At 74.1% G+C, this 18349-nt stretch carries 17 protein-coding genes; 16 read left to right on the top strand and 1 reads right to left on the bottom strand.

Annotated elements, in window-relative coordinates; all coding sequences use genetic code 11:
- Nucleotides 1-62: 62 nt before the first annotated feature.
- The 3 genes from ACIPW5_RS04440 to ACIPW5_RS04450 all read left to right on the top strand — a co-directional run bounded on the left by ACIPW5_RS04440 (nt 63) and on the right by ACIPW5_RS04450 (nt 3294).
- On the top strand, nt 63-929 hold the full coding sequence (locus ACIPW5_RS04440) for a GyrI-like domain-containing protein (RefSeq protein ID WP_401240221.1): 867 nt from the start codon (nt 63-65) through the stop codon (nt 927-929).
- Nucleotides 930-1043: 114 nt separating this feature from the next.
- The gene (locus ACIPW5_RS04445) at nt 1044-2552 is read left to right on the top strand and encodes a DUF4246 domain-containing protein (RefSeq protein WP_401240224.1); all 1509 of its coding nucleotides are present in this window, start codon (nt 1044-1046) and stop codon (nt 2550-2552) included.
- Nucleotides 2553-2658: 106 nt separating this feature from the next.
- Nucleotides 2659-3294 carry a VOC family protein gene (locus ACIPW5_RS04450; RefSeq protein WP_401240227.1) on the top strand — a complete coding sequence of 212 codons (636 nt, stop codon included), beginning with the start codon at nt 2659-2661 and terminating at the stop codon, nt 3292-3294.
- 5 nt (nt 3295-3299) lie between these two features.
- Here the strand turns inward: ACIPW5_RS04450 and ACIPW5_RS04455 are convergent, their stop codons facing one another.
- The gene (locus ACIPW5_RS04455) at nt 3300-4295 is read right to left on the bottom strand and encodes a LuxR C-terminal-related transcriptional regulator (RefSeq protein ID WP_401240229.1); all 996 of its coding nucleotides are present in this window, start codon (nt 4293-4295) and stop codon (nt 3300-3302) included.
- 256 nt (nt 4296-4551) lie between these two features.
- On the opposite strand from ACIPW5_RS04455, the gene ACIPW5_RS04460 reads away from it, so the two are divergent.
- From ACIPW5_RS04460 to ACIPW5_RS04520, 13 genes are all read left to right on the top strand, one after another.
- Nucleotides 4552-4860 (top strand): hypothetical protein, encoded by a 309-nt coding sequence (locus ACIPW5_RS04460; protein ID WP_401240232.1) that lies wholly within the window; start codon nt 4552-4554, stop codon nt 4858-4860.
- Nucleotides 4861-4959: 99 nt separating this feature from the next.
- Nucleotides 4960-5175 (top strand): hypothetical protein, encoded by a 216-nt coding sequence (locus ACIPW5_RS04465; protein ID WP_401240235.1) that lies wholly within the window; start codon nt 4960-4962, stop codon nt 5173-5175.
- The gene (locus ACIPW5_RS04470; protein ID WP_401240237.1) at nt 5172-6275 is read left to right on the top strand and encodes a hypothetical protein; all 1104 of its coding nucleotides are present in this window, start codon (nt 5172-5174) and stop codon (nt 6273-6275) included. The genes ACIPW5_RS04465 and ACIPW5_RS04470 overlap by 4 nt, the downstream gene beginning before the upstream one ends.
- 14 nt (nt 6276-6289) lie before the next feature.
- Nucleotides 6290-7294, top strand: coding sequence for a TauD/TfdA family dioxygenase (locus ACIPW5_RS04475; protein ID WP_401240239.1), 1005 nt, complete (start codon nt 6290-6292; stop codon nt 7292-7294).
- 227 nt (nt 7295-7521) lie between these two features.
- Entirely contained in the window at nt 7522-8853 is a 1332-nt protein-coding gene (locus ACIPW5_RS04480) for an aspartate aminotransferase family protein (protein ID WP_401240240.1), read from the top strand.
- A complete protein-coding gene (locus ACIPW5_RS04485) occupies nt 8853-10163 on the top strand; it encodes a hypothetical protein (protein WP_401240243.1) in 1311 nt (436 codons plus the stop codon). The genes ACIPW5_RS04480 and ACIPW5_RS04485 overlap by 1 nt, the downstream gene beginning before the upstream one ends.
- Complete coding sequence (locus ACIPW5_RS04490; protein WP_401240245.1) at nt 10160-10915, top strand: hypothetical protein; 756 nt, start codon at nt 10160-10162, stop codon at nt 10913-10915. The genes ACIPW5_RS04485 and ACIPW5_RS04490 overlap by 4 nt, the downstream gene beginning before the upstream one ends.
- Nucleotides 10912-11652 carry an HAD family hydrolase gene (locus tag ACIPW5_RS04495; RefSeq protein ID WP_401240247.1) on the top strand — a complete coding sequence of 247 codons (741 nt, stop codon included), beginning with the start codon at nt 10912-10914 and terminating at the stop codon, nt 11650-11652. Before ACIPW5_RS04490 ends, ACIPW5_RS04495 begins: the two co-directional genes overlap by 4 nt.
- Nucleotides 11653-11657: 5 nt before the next feature.
- Complete coding sequence (locus ACIPW5_RS04500; protein WP_401241411.1) at nt 11658-12926, top strand: hypothetical protein; 1269 nt, start codon at nt 11658-11660, stop codon at nt 12924-12926.
- On the top strand, nt 12923-14191 hold the full coding sequence (locus ACIPW5_RS04505; protein WP_401240249.1) for an acetyl-CoA carboxylase biotin carboxylase subunit family protein: 1269 nt from the start codon (nt 12923-12925) through the stop codon (nt 14189-14191). The genes ACIPW5_RS04500 and ACIPW5_RS04505 overlap by 4 nt, the downstream gene beginning before the upstream one ends.
- A 51-nt stretch (nt 14192-14242) precedes the next feature.
- Nucleotides 14243-15811: a class I tRNA ligase family protein gene (locus ACIPW5_RS04510; protein WP_401240251.1), complete on the top strand. Its 1569-nt coding sequence runs from the start codon at nt 14243-14245 to the stop codon at nt 15809-15811.
- A gap of 106 nt (nt 15812-15917) precedes the next feature.
- Nucleotides 15918-16973: an ATP-grasp domain-containing protein gene (locus ACIPW5_RS04515; RefSeq protein ID WP_401240253.1), complete on the top strand. Its 1056-nt coding sequence runs from the start codon at nt 15918-15920 to the stop codon at nt 16971-16973.
- Nucleotides 16974-17613: 640 nt separating this feature from the next.
- Entirely contained in the window at nt 17614-18291 is a 678-nt protein-coding gene (locus ACIPW5_RS04520) for a hypothetical protein (protein WP_401240256.1), read from the top strand.
- Nucleotides 18292-18349: the final 58 nt, after the last annotated feature.

An 18349-nucleotide genomic window follows, 5' to 3' on the forward strand; every position in this document is an offset into this window, starting at 1 on the left:
GGTCGGGTGCGGCGGGCGGGCCGCCCTGGTTGAATCGACGGTCGGGATCCTGGAGGCGAGCGGTGCTGGAGCGGTTCAATCAGGCCATGGAGCACATCGAGCGGCAGCTCGACGGTTCCGTCGACGTGGGCGAGCTGGCGCGGATCGCCGCCACCTCGGAGTACCACCTGCGGCGGATGTTCTCGGCGCTCGCGGGGATGCCGCTGTCGGAGTACGTCCGGCGGCGCCGGCTGACCGTCGCGGGTGCGGAGGTGCTGGCCGGGGAACGGACGCTGCTGGAGATCGCGGTGCGGTACGGATACGGCTCGGGCGAGGCGTTCGCCAGGGCGTTCCGCGCGGTGCACGGCGTCGGGCCCGGCGAGGCGCGGCGGACCGGAGCGGTGCTCAGCTCCCAGCCCCGGATGTCCTTCCGCCTCGTCGTGGACGGGAGCAGCAGCATGCGCTACCGCGTCGTGCACAAGCCGGAGTTCAGCGTCGTCGGGGCGAAGGCCAGGGTGCCGCTCGTGTACTCGGGGCCGAACCAGGCGATCATCGATCACGTCCGGGGGACCGGCGACCGGGCGAAGGAGCTGCTGGAGCGGCTGTCGGACCAGGAACCGCACGGCATCCTCGCGGTCTGCGACGACCTCGATCCCGGCCGGGCGGAGGGCAGCCTCCTCGACTACTACCACGGTGTGGCCACCTCGGGGCCCGCGCCGGAGGGCATGGCCGCACTGCCCGTGCCGGCCGGCGCGTGGGCGGTCTTCACCGTCTCGGGGCCGGCGCCGGAGGCGATCCAGGGGTTGTGGCGGGACGTGTTCACGGAGTGGTTCCCGTCGAACCCGTACCGGGGCCGGCCCGGGCCGGAGATCCTCCGTACGCGGATGTCGGCGGACGGCAGGACGGCGGACGCGGAGCTGTGGCTGCCGGTGGAGCGGGAGGACCGGTGAGCGGGAGTCCCTGCCCGGGAGCCGTTCCCGACCGCGCCCTCGCGGGCGGCCGGGGTGTCGGTGCGCTGGGCTATCCTTCCGGCACCGCTCGCACGACCGTTGGGATTATCAGAGTTGACCGGCCTGCCTGCCTTTCCGCTGCCCTTTGAAGCGACGCGTTCCGTGGCGTTCGCGCAACCCCGGACGCTGCGGGAGCTCCAGATGACGGAGTGCAGCGCGCACATCCGGGCGAAGCCCGGGTGGTCCGACAAGATGCACGATGCCGGCATCGTCGCGCGGTGGCGGCAGGAGGCGGTCGCGCAGGGGCTCACGGAGGCACAGGTCCGGTACGTGCTCGCGGAGCTCGGGCACTACGCCGCGCTGCGGGACGGGCGGACGGGCATCGAGGTGTCCGCCGTCGACGGGGTGTGGCAGTCGGACATGCTGGTCGACGAGGGGCTCCGGTCCCGGCTGCGCGCGGCGGTCCGGCCCCTGGAGGAGGTCCCCGAGGCGGAGCGGGACTGGCATCCGGGCTCGGACGGGCAGGTGCTGGACCTGGTGCACCCCTCGCTGTTCTGCCTGGTGCGGGGGGTGAGCGGGGGCCCCGAGGAGGCTTGGCGCAACCCCACGGACCGCTTCTCGAAGCACGAGTTCTCGGAGAAGTTCCAGTGGCTGCCCACGGACGTCGAGGTCGACGACGAGGGCGGGGTCGCCTTCCGTTCGTACGTCAACAACGTCCACCCCGAGACCCATCACGAGCTCGCGGCCGTGCTGCCGGACGTCTTCGCGCGCATGCTGCCGCTGTGGGAGAACGTCCTCACCGACCTGCGCCACCCGCGGCCGCCGCGGATCGAGGCCGATCCCTACGGGTGGTACGACTCGAAGCCGGCGTACCCGGTCAGGGCCTCCTTCGAGGACGACGCGGCCTACGCGGAGGCCCGTAACGCGTGGGGGGACGCCTACGACCTCTGGGCGGAGACCCGCAGCCCGGTCGTCCCGGACGCGCCGGACTTCACCCCGCCCGCGCCGCCCGGCGAAGCCGACCGGGTCGACCTGCGCGGACGCCGCCTCCAGGTGATCGTCAAGCTGGCCACCATCCACCTCACGCCGGACAGCCCCGAGTACGCGGGCGGCTCCTGGCACGTCGAGGGGATGCTGAACGAGCGGATCGTCTCGACCGGCATCTACTACTGGGACAGCGAGAACATCACCGACAGCAGCCTGGGCTTCCGCGCGGCGCTCGACGACCCGGACTACGAGCAGAACGACGACGAGGGGGTGCGCGAGGTCTACGGCCTGGAGAACGAGGACGCCCTCAACCAGGTGCTGGGATCGGCGGCGACTCCGGCGGGGCGCTGCCTGGCGTTCCCGAACGTGCTGCAGCACCGCGTCGGCTCCTTCCGCCTCGCGGACCCCGCCCGCCCGGGGCACCGGAAGATCCTCGCGTTCTTCCTGGTCGACCCGTCGACGACGATCGTCTCGACCTCCGACGTCCCGCCGCAGCAGCCGTGGGCGGCCACGTCCACGATGACGGCGGCGCAGGCCGTGGAGTACCGCGAGCAGCTCATGCAGGAACGGAAGTTCTTCGTGGCCGAGCACAACGAACAGCTCTACGAACGGGAGTTCTCCCTCTGCGAACACTGAGGCCCGTGGGGGCGGACCGGGGCGGGACCGGGGCGGGGCCGGGTGACGGGCGGGGCGATGGGCGTGGCGCCGTGATGTGCGCGGGTCGCCGGGTGATGATGGCGCCGTGCGACTTGATCACGTGTCCTATGCGGTGGCCCGCGACAGCTTCGTCTCGACCGTCCAGTGGATCGGGTCGGCCCTCGGCGCCGGGTTCGTCGACGGGGGCGTGCACCCGCGGTTCGGCACCCGCAACTTCATCCTCCCGCTGAGCGGCGGCACCTACGTCGAGGTCGTCACCACCCTCGACCACCCCGCCGCCGACCGCGCGCCCTTCGGCCAGGCGGTCGCGCGGCGCGCCGCCGAGGGCGGCGGCTGGCTCGGCTGGGTGGTCTCCGTCGACGACATGGCCCCGGTCGAGGCCCGCCTCGGCCGCACCTCCGCCGAGGGCCACCGGGTCCGCCCCGACGGGTTCGACCTGCGGTGGAAGCAGATCGGCCTGCTGGAACTGATGGAGGACCCGCAGCTGCCCTACTTCCTCCAGTGGCTGGTCCCCGACGAGGAGCGCCCGTGCGCCGGTCCGCGCACCTCCACCACCATCCACGGGGTCTCCATCGCCGGCGACGCCGCCTCCATCGCCGAGTTCCTGGGCGAGCCGGCCGACCACCCCCTCGACCAGGTCGACGTCACCTGGGTGGAGGACGAGGAGCCGGGGCTGGTCGCGGTCGAGTTCGCCACCGCCAAGGGCCCGGTCACGATCTGACCCCGTCAGGGGTGGGACGGCAGGTACCCGAGCTGTACGGCACGGACGCCCGCCTGGAAGCGGCTGCGGGCGCCGAGGTGGGTGAGCAGGCCGGTGGTCAGCCGGCGGGCGGTGCGGGTGGAGATGCCCATGCTGTTGGCGATGGACTCGTCGGTGCGGCCCTCGGCCATCAGGCGGACGACCTCGGTCTGCTGGCGGGTCAGTTCGCCGGATGACCGCGGGGTCGCGGCGCCGATGGGTTCGGCCGAGTCCCACACGAGGTCGAACAGGCGGCACATCAGGGCGATCACCCCGGGGTCCGTGATGGCGAGGGCGCCGTCGGCGGTGCTGTCGGAGTCGGAGGCGATCAGGGCCGAACACCGGTCGATGATGATCATGCGGTTGGGCAGGGTCGGCACGGTGCGGATGTGCGCCCCCTGCTCGGCGAGCCAGGCCGCGTAGCCGGCGGTGGGGGCGTCGCGGCGGATGCTGTCCAGGTAGACCGTGCGCATCGTGATGCCGCGGGCGAGGAGGCGGCGGTTGAGCGGGCGCGAGGCCTCCATGTTGGCGGGCGTCTGGGGTCCGCCGGGGGCGAAGGTGAGGAACTCCTCCCGGACGCTGTCGTTGAGGGCCTCCAGGTGGTCGCGGATGGCGTCGATGCCGCGGAGGTAGCGGATGCCGACGCCCATCGACATGGTGTTGTGCTGTGCGTACTGGGCGATCAGCTCGGCCGTCGCCGCGCGGCTCTGCTCGACGTGCTGCTGCTGCTCGGCCAGCTCGGCCTGGCGGCGTGCGAGGAGCTTCATGAGGCCGAGGTCGGGGCTGATGGCGCGCATCGGGGACTCGTCCGCCGAGGAGGTGCGGATCAGGGCCAGCTCGAAGAGCTGGTCGAGGGCGTCGCGCACGGCCTCCTCGGACAGCTGCAGTTGTGCCGAGAGCCCGGCCACTCCGGACAGCGGGTGGGCCAGCAACTCCCGGTAGACCGCTTCGGCTGCGGCGCTGAGGCCGAGTGGACCAAGCATGAACGTTCCCTTGTGGTGCTAGTGGTGCGGGTGGTGCGAGGAGGTGGTGCGGGCGGGTCGTGCGGGCGGGGGATCCGCGCCAGGGGGGCGGCGCCGGCGTCCGTGGCCTGCGGCGATCCGGTCCGGTATGCGGACGATCGACGCCGCATTCTATGGCTCCGGGCCCGCCCGGAGCGGTCCGGCCCGGGCGGCGCGTCCGGAAATGGCCAACTGCAACCCCTGGTACTGGGGCCCCGGATCACGCATGGTCTAAACCATGTTCCTGATCTGCGCATCCCTGACCCCGCGCCCCGGCAGCAGCAGCGGCCCCTTTCCCGGAGACACCGCGGCCGCCGTCGCGGCCGCCTCCGCCGCGGCCGGGGTCCGGGGCGTCGAACACGTGGTCCAGCGCGCCAGACCGGGAGCGCGGCCCGTCCTCGGCGTGTACGTCGTCGCCACCACGCGGCAGGCCGCCGCTTCCGCTTGCGAGCAGGCGTGGCGGGCCGCGGTCGCCGCCCGACCGGAGCTGGCGGGGTGGACGGCCGCCTGGGAGGACGTTCCGCTTCACGAACCGCCCGTGGCCTAGGGCGGACATGGCCATTTTGACCCTCCCGGTCTCCCTTCTCCTCGATCTTGCACCGGGGCAGACTCGTGGTCGTCAAGGAAAACGAACGAGGAACGGAACATGAACATGAAGCAGACCAAGGCCCTGGCCCTGTCGCTGATCGCGGCGACCACCGTGCTGCTCGGTGCCGGCACCGCGAGCGCGGGCACGGTCACCCCCGAGAACCCCCGCACCCCGATATTCACCCTGCACCCCGGCTCGGGCTGCTCCTCCCCCGGCTTCGGCTGCCCGCGCGACTCCGGCTGGCAGGAGATCAAGCCGCCCGCCGCCCAGTGACGCAGCCCGGGGCGGGCGCCCGCGCCCCGCACCGGCACGCCGGGACCCGCCGGCTCACGGCGTTCCTCGACCGGCTGTCCCCCACCTCGACCGTGGAGCCCGTCCCGCTGCGGGACCTCCACACGGCGCACGCGCCGCGCAGTGCCGAGGAGGAGGAGCAGTACGCACGGGCGCTCGCCGCCTCCCGGGAGGACCTCGTACCGGTCCTCGTGCACCGCGCGACGATGCTCGTCATCGACGGCGTGTGCCGGGCCCGCGCCGCCGCGCTCCGCGGCCACACCCACATCCGGGCCCGCCTCTTCGACGGCACGGAGGAAGATGGCGAGATGCTGTCGGTGCTGGTCGACGTCGCACACGGCATGATTCCGCCGGTAACGGAACGCACCGCCGCCGCCCGGCACGCGCTCCGCGTGCAGCCCGACTGGTCCGACCGGGCGCTGGCCGCCCTCACCGGACTGCCGGGAAAGCGCGTCGCAGCGCTCCGGCGGGAGAGCGGAGCCGCCACCGCACCGCACGGACGACGGCTCGGCCTCGACGGCCGGACCCGCCCCCTCGACTCCGCCGTCCGGCGGCGGCTCGCCGACGGCCTGCTGGACGACGACCCGCACGCCTCCCTGCGCCAGGTGGCCCGCGCGGCCGGACTGTCGCCGGCCACCGTGGCCGACGTACGCGAACGCAGGCTCCGCGGCGAGGATCCCGTACCCTCCCGGGGCACCGGGGCCCGCACCGGACGGCCGCCCGGCCTGGTGCCGACGCAGCGGACCGGTGGGACACCCCTGCCGCCGGCGGCCGCCTCCGCGCTGCGCCCCGTACTGGCGTCCCTGACCCGGGACCCCTCCCTCCGGCTCACCGAGAGCGGCCGCGCGCTGCTGCGCGCCCTCGACGTCTCCTGCGTGCTCGCGGACGGGATCGAGGGCATCGCCGCGCACGTTCCGCCGCACCGGCTGGACGCCGTCGCACGGCTCGCGCAGTCGCACGCCCGGCTCTGGGAGGCGCTCGCCGCCCACCTCGGGCAGCGGAGCACCGGCCCGCAGCAGTACCAGCCCAGCCCATCGCCTTCCGCCGGCGCACCCCTTCCCCGCCGGACGGAACCCCCGTGATCCAAGGAGCAGGAGTGCCCATCGCCGTAGCAGAACGACACCTGACAGGGGCGGTCGTCCACCTCACCCGGGCCGAGAGCGCGGGGCTGTGGGACCTGTCGCGGGAGGTGGCCCCCCTCGTGGAGCGCTCCCCGTCCTTCGACCTCTCGGACTTCGTCCCGGACGTCCCCCACGCCCTGCGCACCGCGCTGACGGACTTCCGCGACGGCGCGTCGGACAGCGGATACCTGCTGGTCAAGGGGGTGTCCACGGGGCAACTCCCGGACACGCCGCAGGAGTACGGGTCACGGGCCCTGGCCGGACACCCCACCAACGGAACCCTCGCCCTCGCGGCCGAGCTCCTCGGCGGCCTCATCGGGTACGCCGACGAGAAGGGCGGCGACCTCTTCCACGACGTCCACCCGGTGCGGGGCGAGGAGCACCGGATGGAGAACAGCGGCTCGGTGGCCTTCGACTTCCACACCGAGAACGTCCACCATCCGCTGCGCCCCGACCACCTCGGGCTGCTGAGCCTGCGCCGGGGGCACGAGCGGACCACGGCCACCCGGGTGGCCTCCGTCCGCCGGGCCCTGCCGCACCTGACGCAGGCCGAGGCCGCCACCCTGCGGGAACTGCGGTTCGAGAGCCTGTTCCCCACCTCGTTCACCCGGGGCTCCTGCGGCGAACGTCCCGCCACGGGCCGGCACCGGGTCCTCTTCGGCGCCCCGGGCAGGGAGTCCTTCCGCTACGACTCCTTCAACACCGGGGCGGCGGACCCCGAAGCCGCCCGGGCCCTGCGGGCCCTGGCCGAGGCACTGGAAGCCGTGTGCACCGAAGTCGTCCTGGAACCCGGTGACCTGCTCCTCGTCGACAACCACACCGCCGCCCACGGCCGCTCCGCCTTCACCCCCCGCTACGACGGGCAGGACCGCTGGCTGCGCCGCTTCTACTCCCACGGTGCCGTACCGGGCTGGGCACGGCGCATGATGGCCGGCGCCCGCGTCCTGCCGGCCACCGGCGACGTCCAGGGCGTGTTCTGAGGCCGTAACCCCGGCCTCCCGCCCGCCCCTTCCTGCTCTTCCCGACACCGTCCGCTGTTGGCCCGCCGCCCGCATCCGCGGCGCCCCGGGCCGGTCCGCGGTGCCCGCGCGCGCCCCGTACCAGGACCAGTACCCGTACCCGTGCCGGACTCCAGGAGTCCGCACGCCCTCATCGCCGGCGCGCCCCAGGCGCGCCCCACCCCGCAACCTCCCAGAAGGGCACACCCATGTCCATCCTCGCTTCCCCCGGTGACCTCGTGTCCGGCTCCGTCCCGGACCCCGTCATGGCGGCCGTCGTCTCCGGCGAGACCTCGCCCGAGGCCGTCTACTACCCCGTCAGCGACCAGCGCATGGTCACCGGTGAAGGGGTCTACCTGTACGACTCCGAGGGCCGCGGATACATCGACTGCGCCTCCGCGACCTTCAACCTCAGCCTCGGCTACCGCCACCCGGCCGTCATCAAGGCCATCAAGGACCAGGCCGACGAGCTGATCCACGTCACGTCTAGCTTCCAGACGGAGCCGATCAACCGGCTCTCCAAGCGCCTGGCCGACCTCGCCCCCAAGCGCCTCACCAAGACCCACCTGAAGGTGTCCGGCGGGTCGGTCGCCAACGAGGGCGCGATCAAGATGGCGCAGCGGGCCACCGGCAAGCGCGACGTCGTGACGCTGTTCCGCAGCCACGTCGGCCAGACCATGATGATGGCCAGCCTGTCCGGGAACGCCTTCCGCCGGGCGCCCTTCGCCCAGCTGTACCCGGGCGGCATGCAGGTGCCGGACCCGTACTGCCACCGCTGCTTCTACGGCCAGCAGGCCGGCAGCTGCCGCATGATGTGCGTGGACCGCATCAACGACTTCCTGGAGTTCGCGAGCAGCGGCAGCGTCGCCGCCGTCCTCGTGGAGCCCATCTCCGGCAACGGCGGCAACATCGTGCCGCCGGACGGCTACTTCACCAAGCTGCGCGAGCTGTGCGACGCCCACGGCATCAAGCTGATCTTCGACGAGATCCAGACCGGCATCGGCCGCACCGGGCGCATGTTCGCCGCGGAGCACTTCGGCGTCGAACCGGACGCGATGACGGTCGCCAAGGGCCTCGGCGGTTCCGGCGCGCAGGTGGCCGCGATCATCGCGAGCGACGAGATGGCGGGCCTGCCCACCAACGACCACTCCTTCACCTACGGCTCCAACCTGCTGGCCGCCTCCGCCGCCCTGGCGACCCTCGACGTGATCGACGACCCGCTGTTCCTGGCGAACGTCCGCGCCACCGGCGACCTGATCATGGGCCGGCTGGAGGAGATGAAGAAGCGCCACCGCGTGATCTCCGACGTCCGCGGCGTGGGCCTGATGATCGGCATCGAGATCACCGACGCGCACGGCACCCCCGACACCGCCCTGACCAACCACCTCGCGGACAAGGCGATGGAGCACGGCCTGATCCTGCGCACCTCGCGCTACGGCAACGGCAACGTGCTCAAGATCCGGCCGCCGCTCACACTCACCCTGGCCGAGGCCGAGCTGATCTGCGACCGCTTCGACGCGCTGCTGACGGAGCACGCGTGATGGAACCCGGCCTCGTCCTGGTGGGCGGCGGGTTCCGCACCACCACCTTCCTCGCCTCCGCCCCCGAACTCCTCGCCCACCGGGTCGCCGTGTTCGAACGCGGCGCGGTCCTCGGCCCCGGCGGCTTCGCGGACTACGCCATCACCAGCACCTCGATCGGCTCCCGCTTCCTCAAGGAGCTCTCCGCCACCGGCCCCTTCGCCGCGCTCCGGGACGATCCGCTGGTCGCCCGGGTCGCCGGCGCCGACGCACCGGTTCCGATGGCTCAGCTGGCCGCGGCACTGGGCCGGGTGGGCTCGGCGGTGGCCGCGGCCCTGGGGCCCGGCCGGCTCGCCCTGGGCACGGAGGTGACCGCCCTCGACGTCGTCGAGGAGGGCTCGGCCGTACTGGTCCGCCTCGCGGACGGGCGGACCGTACGGACCCGGAACGCGGTCGTCGCCACCGGGCGCACCGAGCGGCCGCACGCCGAACTCGCGCCCTGGCGGGCCAAGGTGCGCCGGTCCGCGCAGATCATCAGCCGGAGCGGGCGGGACGGGCTGCGCCGGGAGCTGGCCGCACTCGGACGGCCGGGCGGGGACGGGCCGGACGGGCCGCGCCGCCGGATCGTCATCGCGGGCGCCTCGCACAGTGCCATGTCCGTGCTCCGCGTCCTGCTGGAGCTGTTCGACGAGATCCGCGCCGCCGACCCCGGCTACCGGCCCCCCGCCGTCGACGTGCTCCGGCGCAGTGCGGCGCGGCTGGTCCACCCCGGCCTCGCCGAGGCCCGCCGGGACCACGTCGAGGGCCGCGAACGGGCCGCCGATCCGGCCACCGACGTGTGCCCGGCGACGGGGATCGTCTTCCGCGACTCGGGGCTGCGGCACGAGTCGCGGGACCTGTACTGCGCGCTGTGGGACGGCCGGATCCCGGGCGCCCGGCTGATCCGCACGGACCGGCTCGCGGAGGCCGCCGACCTGCTCGACGAGGCCGCCCTGGTGGTCCAGGCCCTCGGCTACCACGGCCACGCGCCCGACGTGCTGATCGACGGCCGGCCCGCCCGCCCCAGCGGCTCGCCGGAGCGGTTCGCGCACACGGACGACGGCACGGCGCTGATCGCCGGGCGGCCCGTTCCGGCGCTGTCGGTGCTGCGGGTCGAGCCGACGCCGGCCGCGCTGCGCGACCACGCGGTCTACGGCAGCGGGCTCTACGGCAGGCTCGCGGGCCGGCTCCTCGCCCGGCTCGAAGCGGACGCCGGCCCGCTCGCCGCGGCCGACCCCATGGCCGTGCCTTCTCCCCCGTTCCCGTCCGTTCCCCAGGAGAGCGCCGTATGACCACCGAGACCACGACGGGGGCCGCCGTGCCCCGCGTCCGCGACCACCGGCAGCTCGTCGAGGAGCTGGCCGGCCTGCTCCAGGGCCGCAAGCAGCCGGGCCGGCCGCTGGTGGCCGGGCTGACCGGCATGGACACCTCCGGCAAGTCGCAGCTGGCCACCGCGCTGGCCGCCGAGTTCGGGCGCCGGGGGACCTCGCACCAGCTCGTCCGGATCGACGACTTCCACCGGCCGCGCGCCGTCCGCTACCGCTCCGACCTGCCGGAGGCCGAGGCGTACTACCACCACAGCATCGACTTCGGCCGGGCCGCCGGGGAACTGCTGCGGCCCGTACGGGAGGAGGGCCGGCTGTCGGCGGAGCTGACCCTGCTGGACCTGCCCACCGACACGTACACGCTGACCCGGGCGTACGAGGTCGGGCCGGAGACGATCGTGCTGGTCGAGGGGGTGTTCCTGTTCCGCGACGAGATCCGGGACCTGATCGACCTGTTCGTGTACCTCGACGTCGCCGAGGACGTCGTACTGGCCCGCGGCCGGTCGCGGGACGTCCCCTCGCAGGGCGAGGAGGTCATGGGCAAGTACCACACGAAGTACCTGCCGGCGCAGCGGGCCTACCTGGCCGAACACCCGCCGGCCGCGTACGCGGAGGTGATCGTCGACAACTCGGACTGGTCGGCTCCGCTCGTACGGGTGTGGCCGGCGGACAAGGACGCGGACGCGGTCGCGGCCCGCGCAGAGGACGGCGGGCGATGAGCGCCGCGGCCCCCCGCCGGGGTCCCGTGCGCGCGGTCGTCTTCGACCTGTGGAAGACGCTCGTCCCGCTGCCCGACGAGGTGAAGCGGCAGGCCTTCACCGAGACGGCGGAGGCCCTGGGCCTGCGGCCGGAGGAGCTCGCCGAACCCTGGGCGCGGACCCGGGTCCGGCGCGAGACCGGCCCCCTGGACGCCTACCTCGACGGTCTGCGCGAGGAACTCGGCGGCCGGTGGGACGCGGCGCAGCAGGCCGAGGCCGTGCGGGTGCGCCGCACCGTCCACGGCCGGGGCTTCGCCCGTCCCGCCGACGGCGCCGTCGAGACGCTGAGCGCGCTGAACGCCCTGGGCGTCCCGGTCGGCCTGGTGTCGAACTGCAGCTCCGACGTCCGGGACATGCTCGACGGCTCGGAGCTGGGGCCGCTGATCGACGTGTCCGTGCTCTCTGCGGAGGCCGGGCTCATGAAGCCGGATCCGGAGGTCTTCCTGCTCGCCGCCCGCCGGCTGGGCGTGGACGCCGGTGCGTGCCTCTACGTCGGGGACGGCCACGACGACGAACTGGACGGCGCGTCGGTGGCCGGGATGAGCGCGGTGCTGCTCGACCTCGGCGAGGACCACCCGTGGGCCGGCCCCCGGATCGGCGCGCTGCCGGAGGTCCTGGCGCTCGCCGGGCACGGCGGGCGCGCACCCGACGCCGCCTGGGGCGGCACCCCCCTTTCCCGTTCCGACAGGAGCTCGTGAACACCATGAAGCACGTCATCATCACCAACACCGGCAACACCAGGCAGGCCCGGCAGCTCGCCGAACGGGGCGACCTGCGGATCCTGTTCGTCACCGAGCCCCGGTTCGTCGACCAGTACCCGGAGGGCACCGAACTCGCCCTGGTGGACGACCTCAACGACCCCGAGGCCGTGACCGCCGCCGTCACGGCGTCGCGGCAGCTCGGGGAGTTCACCCACGTGCTGGCGCTCTCGGAGCGCGCCTCCCAGGCCGCCGCCCACCTGCGCAGCCGGCTCGGGCTGCCGGGGCCGTCGTTCGAGACGGTGGTCAACTGCACCGACAAGCAGGTCATGAAGCAGCGGTTCCGGGAGGCCGGGCTGCCCACCGCCCGGCACGCCGTCGCCGCCGACCCGGCCGGGCTCGCCGCCGCGCTCCGGGAGACCGGCTACCCGGCCATCGTCAAGCCGGTCATCGGCGCAGGCGCGGACGCGACCGAGGTCATCCGCTCCGCCGCCGAGTTCGCGACGCCCGCCGTGCAGGCGTACCTCGACCGGCTGGCCAGCCCGGCCACCACCTCCGAGAAGGCCTTCCCGGTCGTGGTCGAGCAGTACCTGGACGTCCTGAACGAGTACCACTGCGACGGGCTCGTCACCGACGGCGAGGTGGCGTACGTACGGGTGTCGCGCTACCTCAAGCCCGTCCTCGCGTACGGGGAGGGCGGGGTCTTCGGCTCCCACCTGCTGGACCAGGACTCGGCGGAGGCGGCCGCGGTCCGCGAGCTGCACGAGCGGGCCGTCCGCGCGGTGGGCCTGCGCGACGGGGTGACCCACTTCGAGGCGCTGGAGACCGCCGACGGGATCCTCGCCGGGGAGATCGCGTGCCGTCCGGGCGGCGGCGGCATCCGCCGCATGCTCCAGCTCGACAGCGGCTTCGACAGCTGGGGCGCGTACATCGCGAGCAGCTTCGGGGAGGCGTACGAGGTCCCGGCCGCGGCGGGTGCCGCGGACTCCGGTGCCGCGGACCCGGGCCTGCTCGTCGAGATGCTGTTCCCGGCGGTGCGCGGCACCGTGACGGCGATCAGCGCGGCGGAGGACTTCACCGCGATCCCCGGCGTCATCGAGGTCGACATGCGGCTGAAGGCGGGCGACACGGTCGGCGGGCTGATGGACTCCTCGACGGTCAGCGGCCTGGTCTTCGGGCGGACTTCGGCCGGCCGCGACGTGGCCGCTCTCGTCCGGGACGTGGAGGCGGCGTTCCGCATGGAGACCGCGGGCCCCGAAGGGGCGGCCGCGTGAGGATCCTCGTCCTGAACCGCTCCAACCTCGCCACCACCCCCTACGCCCAGTGGCTCGGCCCCGCGCACGAGGTCGTGCTCGTCACCTCCACCGGCGCGATCAGCACCGACCCCGACCGTGCGCGGGCGGAGCTGTCCGGCTACCGGGAGGTGGTCACCTTCGACCGCTTCCACACGAACGCGGCCGTCGAGACCACCGCCCTGGACCTGCACCGGCGCCACGGCTTCGACGCGGTCATCGCCATGAACGAGTACGACCTGCTGCGGGCGGCCCGCCTGCGGGAGGCGATGGGCATCGACGGCCAGGGCACGGCCGAGGCGGAGGCCTTCCGCGACAAGCTCCGCATGAAGGAGCTCCTCACCGCGGCCGGCGTCCGCACGGCACCGTTCGCGCCCGTCGCGCACGTCACCGACCTGTACGCGTTCGCCGCCGACCACGGCTACCCGTTCGTGGTGAAGCCGCGGCGCGGCGCCGGTTCGACGGGCGTGGAGGTGCTGCGCGACGCGGACGCCCTGGCGGCCTACGCCGAGGCCCACCCCGCGCTGGGGGACGACGACGGGGCCGCGCTGCTGGCGGAGGCGTACGTCGGGCACGAGCTGTTCCACATCGACGGGCTGATCGTGGCGGGCACCACGGTCCTGGTCTGGCCGTCCGCCTGCACCTCCGCCCTCACCTACCGCGAGGGCACCGTGTTCACCAGCACGACGCTCGACGCGCAGGACCCGCTGACCGAGCCGCTGCGCGAGCTGACCCTCCGCGCGGTGCGCGCCCTGTCGGCGTGGCCCACGCTCACGTTCCACGCGGAGGTCTTCCGCACGGCGGACGGCACGCTGCTGCTCAACGAGATCGCCTCCCGGGTCGGCGGCGGCAAGATCTACGAGGCGGTCCGGCTCGCGACGGGCGTGGACCTGGTCCGCGAGTACGTCCAGGCGGTCGGCGACGACACCGTCCACCGCCCGCCGGTGGACCGGCCCGAACGGACGGCCGGCTTCGCCCTGTTCCCCGGCAGCCCGGGAACCCTGGCGGCGGCTCCCGCCGAGGGCACCTGCGAGGTGGCCGGGGTGGACCAGTACCGGCTGAACGTGCCGGTGGGCACGTTCCTCGGCGTCGCCGAACACAGCAGCGCGCGGATCGCGTCGGTGGTCGTCGGCGGCGCGGACCGGGCCGCGGCGGAGGCGGTCCTCGCCGAGGCCGTCGGCTGGTTCCGGGCGGCCTGCGCGATCACGCCGCCGGAGCCGGAGCCCGAGCCCGACCCCGCTCCCTGACCGCCCACCCGCCCGCTCCCCGCTTCCCTCCCGTACGTCGAAAGGCCCCCCGTGCACGTCAGTCAGACCGTCCTCATCGTGCCGATGCAGCCCACCCCCAACGGCCGCATGCACATCGGCCACGGTGCCGGAACGTATCTGCGCGCCGACGTCCTCGCCCGTGCGCTGCGCAGCCGCGGCCACGACGTGTCCGTCATCAGCGGCAGCGACGCGTTCGAGGACTGGGTCACCGCCGCGGCCCGGGCGGACGGCCGCACCGCCGAGGAGACCGTCGCCCGCTTCCACGCCGGCATCAAGCAGGACCTGGACGCCCTGTCCATCGGCCTCGACGCGTGGATCGACCCGACCTCGGCCGAGCACCGCGACGGCTACCTGGCCGTCCACGAGGACACCGTGGAACTGCTCCGCTCCACCGGCGCGGCACGCGCCGAGAGCGAGCGGATCCCGTTCTCCGAACAGACCGGGCGGGCCGTCGTCGGCACCTGGATCGCCGGCGACTGCCCGCACTGCGGCAAGCCGTGCGGCGGCGCGACCTGCACCTTCTGCGGCCAGTTCTTCCAGCCCGAGGAGGTCGTCAACCCGCGCTCGCGGCTCGACGACTCCACGCTGGAGTGGCGGGACGAGGAGAACTGGTTCGCGTACCCGGCCGATCCGGACGCCATCACCGGGCACCACGAACGGGCCGGGGTGCGCCCGCAGTTCCTCGACACCGTGCGCCGCTACCTCGACGCCAGTGCGGGGCGGGTCAACCTGACCGGCCAGGGCACCTGGGGCATCGGGAGCCGCACGCTCCCGCCGGGCAAGGTCATCGCGAACAGCTACTACCTGTACAGCGTGTACTGCGGCGAGGTGCACCGGCGGCTGACCGGCGCCGCCGCCAACCCGTTCGCCGCCGCCAGCGGCGTCACCACGATCGGCGTGTTCGGCAGCGACAACTCCCGTCCGGGCTTCGTGTCCCCGCACGTCATCGCCCAGGGATCGGGCGGCGCCCTCAAGCCGTTCGACGCGGCTGTCGTCACCGGCATGCTGCACTTCGAGGGGCAGAAGTGCTCCACCAGCAAGGGCCACGGCATCTGGCTCGGCGAGCTGCTCGGCAGCGGCCTCGTCACGGCGGACGAGCTGCGCTTCCACCTGCTCCACGCCCCGCTGGACCGCGGCACCGCCGACGTCACCCTGGACGGCCTGGTCGACGACGTGGTGCGGCTGCGCGACTGGCGGCGCAACGTGCTGCTGCCCGCGGCCGACCGGGTGCGGTCGGCGGGCGCCGCCGTGGTGTGCACGCCCGCCGTGCTCGACGCCGTCGACGCCCAGTACACCGGGCTCGGCCCCTCCGGTACGGACCTCACCGCTGCGGTCACCGCGCTCGCCGACTGGATGCACCGGGGCCCGGGCGCCGCGGACGGGGACCGCGCGTGGCTGCTCGGCCTCGCCCTGCTGGGTGCACCGCTGGTGCCCGGCCTCGCCGGTGAGATCTGGGCCCAGCTGGGCTTCGAGGGCGCGCCTGACCTGGCGCGGGCCCGGGCCGGCAGCCCCGCGCCGTGCCCGGAGCCGCTGCTGACGCCGCCGGCCGCGGAGCCGCTGACGGCGGAGGCCCTGCTGCCGTTCGTCCACCGGGCCTGAGGCGCACGGGGCCGCGCGGCGGCCCCTCCCGCCCCCGCCTCCTTCTTCCCCATCCCCCTCTCCCCCATCCCCGTCTTCCCCCATCGACCGGACACCGGAGCGCCCCATGCACATCACCAGCTGGCTCGACCACGAACCCCACCGGCTGCGCGACCTCGTCCGCGGCGCCGCGGCCCGTACCGCCCCCTGGCGGGTGGCCGTGCTCTACGGCGGGACCTCCGCCGAGGACCGGCTCTACATGGAGAGCAAGCCCGCCGCCGACTGGTCGGTGCACGACGTCCTCGACGGCCTGCGGCAGCTGGGGACCGAGGCCGACTGGATCGACCCGACCTCCCCCGCCTTCCCGTCCGAGATCACCGCCTACGACGCCGCGTTCCTCAACGTGCACGGGGACTTCGGCGAGGACGGCCACCTCCAGGGCACGCTCGCCTACCTCGGCGTCCCCTACACCGGCAGCCCGGTCGCGACGGGCGTCATCGGCGCCGACAAGCGCCTGACGAAGCTGGTCCTGGCCTCCACGGGCGTCACCGTCCCCGCCCACCGGCGGCTCCGCCCGGCCGAGGTGCCCGAGGCCGGCCTGCCCTGCCCGGTCATGCTGAAGGCCGTCAACGGCGGCAGCAGCGTCGGCATGGTCCTCGTCACCGAGCCGGACGAGGTCGTCCCCGCCCTGCGCGGCCTCGGGGAGGCCGGCTTCACCGACGTCATCGCCGAACCCTTCGTCGACGGCACCACCGTGACGGTCGCCGCGCTGCGCATCGACGGGGACGTGGTCCTGCTGCCGCCGGTCACCTGCGCCGCCGAGCGGGAGTACTACGACGAGTACAGCAAGCTGCACGGCGAGCGGGCGGGCACGGTGACCTACCAGGCCCTGACCGACGCCGGCGACCCGCGGCTGCACGTCCTGCACCGGGCCACCCGGGAGGTCCTGGAGGTCATCGACTTCGAGGGGGCGATCCGGGTGGACTTCATCCTGACGCCGGAGGGCGACCCGGTGCTCCTGGAGCTCAACACCATCCCCGGCGTCCAGCACGGCAGCAACCTCGTGCTCGCCGCCGCCGCGGCCGGCATCACGTACCCCGAGCTGCTGGGCGTGGTCCTGGCCAGCGCCTCGAACACCGCGAAGCTCGCGCCGTGGCGGCGGGAGCGGGCCGACCTGGCCTGAGCGGCCGCACCCACCCCTCCCACCGCACAGAACGGACACCCACCCATGCTCCACGACGGCTACAACACCACCACCGTGGCCGTGGTCGACGCGCTCGGCACCGGTCACCTCCTCGGCCCCGCGCTCCGCTCCCGCGGCGTCCACGTCGTCCACGTGCGCAACCACACCGCGGCGTTCGAACGGCAGCTCCACACCTTCCACGCCCCGGACTTCACCGCCGCCCTCGACTTCACCGGCGACCCGGCGGCCACCGCGCGGCAGCTGCGCGGACTGGGCGTCCGGCACGTCATCGCGGGCACCGAGAGCGGCAGCGACACCGCCGACCTCCTCGCCACCGAGCTGGACCTGCCCACGGCGAACGCCCCCGGTTTCGCCGCGGCCCGCCGGGACAAGCGCACGATGCACCGGATCCTGCACGAGGCCGGGGTCCCCGTACCGGCCCAGCAGCACCTGGACGGCGACGGGCGGGTCCACTGGCAGACCGGTCCGCTCGCACCGGGGCAGCCGACCGTGGTCAAGCCGCCCGCCAGCGCCGGGACGGACGGCGTGCACGTCTGCGCCCACCGCGGCGGACCGCGACGCCGCCGTCCGCGGCCTGCTGGGCGCCCCCAACCTGTTCGGCCAGCCGAACGACGGGGTCGTGGTCCAGGAACTCCTCACCGGCCCCGAGTACATGGTCAACACCGTGTCCGTGGACGGCTCCCACATGGCCGTGGAGATCTGGCGCTCCGACAAGAAGCTCGTCGACGACGCGCCCGTCTACGACCGGCAGGAGCTGCAGAGCCCCGACGCCCCCGGCATGCCGGCCCTCCTGGCCTACGTCCGCGAGGTCCTCACCGCGCTGGGCGTGCGCTGGGGCGCCACCCACACCGAGGTGATCCTCACCGAGCGGGGGCCCCTGCTGCTGGAGACGGGCACCCGGCTGCCCGGCGGCCACGACCCCTCGCTCAGCCTCAAGGCCCTGGGCACCAGCCACCTGGACGAGGTTGTCGACTCCTACCTCGCGCCCGACGTGGTCGCCGGCCGCGGTCCGGTGCGCCCGCTGCGCCGCCACGCGCTGGGCGTCAGCCTGATCTCCCCGGCCGCCGGCGTCCTGCTGCGGCCGCTCCGCCTGGACCCGGTCACCTCGCTCCCGTCGTTCCACGGGATCCGGCTGACCGTCCGCGCCGGATCCGAACTCCCCCGTACGACCGGCCTGCACAGCAAGCCCGGCGGCCTCTACCTCTGCCACGAGGACCCCGCGCAGCTCGAACGCGACTACCTGGCCGTACGGGCCTGGGAGCGGGCCGAGTTCGCCGACGCCGTGGCCGGCCGCTGACGGACGCTCCGACCGCCCCGCCCCCGCCCTCCCTCCCCCTGCCCTTGAGGATGCCGCC

Source organism: Streptomyces sp. NPDC090077, from assembly GCF_044747545.1.
Lineage (GTDB): Bacteria > Actinomycetota > Actinomycetes > Streptomycetales > Streptomycetaceae > Streptomyces.